The organism is Roseateles sp., from assembly GCF_044373315.1.
GTDB lineage: Bacteria > Pseudomonadota > Gammaproteobacteria > Burkholderiales > Burkholderiaceae_C > JACDQM01.
The window spans coordinates 1-2,561 of sequence record NZ_JBILQK010000231.1 but is presented as its reverse complement, the minus strand read 5'-3'; the positions used below and the strand labels follow the sequence as shown (position 1 = coordinate 2,561).

Below are 2,561 nucleotides of genomic sequence, written 5' to 3'. Positions count from 1 at the left end.
GCCGGACGGCTTCCCGCCACACCCGGCGAGCCGGACGAACTCGACGCGCTGGGGATTTCCGCCGTCACCGTCAACGTGATGATCCATTCGCTGGTTTCTCTAACACCGGGGGCGAACACCACGCCGATCCAATGGCAGGGCCGCACCTATCATGCCCGCGAGGATGTGCTGGCCAACCTCGACCGGAGTTTCCTCGAAGCCGCGAAACGCAACATCATGGTCTCCGCCATCCTCCTCGTCGCCAACCCCGCGCGGGATGGCAACCCTGTGGTGAAAAGGTTGGGTCACCCCGATGCCCACCCCGAAGGCACCTTTGCCATGCCGAACGTGACCGACCCGGAAGGCCTCGCGCTTTACGGTGCCATCCTCAACCTCATGGCCGAGCGCTGGTCGCGGCCGGATGGCAAACATGGACGCATCCACCACTGGATCATGCACAACGAGGTCGACGCCGGTTGGGTGTGGACCAATGCCGGCGAGAAACCCGCCATCGTTTACATGGACCTGCTCCACCGCTCGATGCGCCTGATGGATCTCATCGGCCGCCAGTATGATCCTAACGGAAAGCCGTTTCTCAGCCTCACCCACCATTGGGCGCACGCCGGGGAAAAGCGCTGGTTCGGCTCCAAAACCATGGTCGATCTGCTGGTGCGTTTTTCCCAAGCCGAAGGTGATTTCCCGTGGGCCGTGGCCTATCACCCCTATCCGCAGAACCTCTTCAACCCGCGCACCTGGGAGGATGAGCAGGCCACCTTCTCGTTCCAGTCCGCCAAGATCACACCGAAAAACCTCGAAGTGCTTGATGCCTACATGCGCCAGCCCGCGCTGCTTCATCAGGGAAAAGTCCGGCCTGTCCATCTATCAGAAAACGGATTCAACTCGAAGGACTACACGGAGAAGGAACTCGCAGACCAAGCCGCCGGCATGGCCCTCGCGTGGAAAAAGATCCAGTCGCTGTCCTCCATCGAGTCCTGGCAATACCACAACTGGATCGACAACCGCCACGAAGGCGGCCTCAAGATCGGCCTTCGGAAATTTCCCGACGAACCCGGCGACCCGCACGGCAAGAAGCCCATCTGGCATCTCTATCAGGCCCTCGCCACCGAAAACGAGGACGCCGCCTGCGCCCCTTATCTACCCGTCATCGGCATCACGAAATGGGAGGAAATTCTCCACCGGGGTGAGATCGAGAGGTGAAGCTGCCGTGTCACCATTTCACCGCCCCCCTCCATTGACCCACGTCCCATTCCGCCCTACAACCGCGACGTGAAGCGCAATGCATGGATCTCGTTGGCCTTTGGTTTGGGAATTTCTTTGGGTTGGTATGGCGGGATGCGAATGGGGGGTGATGCTGAGGAGCGGATTGAGGTTGAGAAGACGCCCTCACGGGTGAGACCGGAGCGGCGGGGTGGGGGGACGGCGGCTGCGTCGGATCATGTGAAAGTGGCCGCGCAGGCGCAGGCGTTTCTGTCGATGGAGGATGAGGAGCGCGACAAGCGGATCGAAGAACTGGAATTGCTGGAAATTGGTCCGTTGCTGGTCCGGTTGATGGATCAGGCGGGGCCTGATGGCTTGGGCTATGCGCTGCGGAGCGACATCGATGAGTTGATCGTGCGTTGGGGCAAGGAGGACTTCGATGGCGCATGGGCCTGGGCGGATGCCTGTGCCAACCGTGGATTGGCGGCGCATGTGCAGGGGGAGTTGTTGGATCAGCTGGCGGAGACCGATCCCGATCGTGCGTTCGAAATGTATTTGGCTGGGGTGAAGGATGATGAGGATTTCGGAAGTGGCGTTCCCGGGAAAATTCTCGGGACGAAGGTGGGCGATGGGCCGGCGGTGGTGCTCGATTTCCTGGCGAGAATGCCCAAGGACAGCAGTGTTTCCGGCGTTACGCTGCAATATCCGGACGGTTTCGATTTCGCGGCGCTGTTGGATGGGATGAAGGTTTTCTATCAGGGAAACCACGATGGCCGTCCGCCGGTGATGCCCAGCAATGTGATGGAAGTCTGGTCGGCGAGCGATCCCACCGCCGCGCACGCATGGTGGCTGGCTAACGGAAAAATCGGATTCGAGGGTTGGGGCGAGATTCTGGATTCGCTCGACGGCCAGCAAGGCCCGCAGGCTTCGGCGACTTGGGCGGCGGATCGCTGGTCCGAGGCGACGCCCGAACAACGGGAAAACATGGCGAAGGAACTCAACGGCTGGATCGGCGCTCCCGAGCGCGGACGGGTGGATGCCATTGTCGGCGAGCTTGCACCTCAGGAGGTCGATGGATTCCTGAAAGAGGTGCTGATGGAACACGGATTCGGGTATCAGAACGGCAAGCAGTTCGCCGACCTGATGGGGCAGATCTCCGATCCCTCGATCCGCCTTGAAATTCTGAGAGACCAATTCGAGCACCGAACCGTCACGTCCGAACAGTTCTCCGATGAACTGCTTGGGCGGTGGAAAGTCAGCCGGAGCGAACTGGAGTCGGTGATCGCTGAGGAGGATTGAAATTCGAAGCCCTCCTTCCGGGACCGCCGATGTCAGAAGACACCCCCGTCATCTGGTCCGGCGAA

Annotated in this window: 2 protein-coding genes; both read left to right on the top strand. The window is 60.8% G+C overall.

Annotated elements, in window-relative coordinates:
* On the top strand, window positions 1-1,197 hold a 1,197-nt coding region (locus ACIQ67_RS20930; protein ID WP_397536304.1), incomplete at its 5' end, for a DUF5722 domain-containing protein.
* 69 nt (window positions 1,198-1,266) lie between these two features.
* Window positions 1,267-2,496: a hypothetical protein gene (locus ACIQ67_RS20925; RefSeq protein ID WP_397536303.1), complete on the top strand. Its 1,230-nt coding sequence runs from the start codon at window positions 1,267-1,269 to the stop codon at window positions 2,494-2,496.
* Window positions 2,497-2,561: the final 65 nt, after the last annotated feature.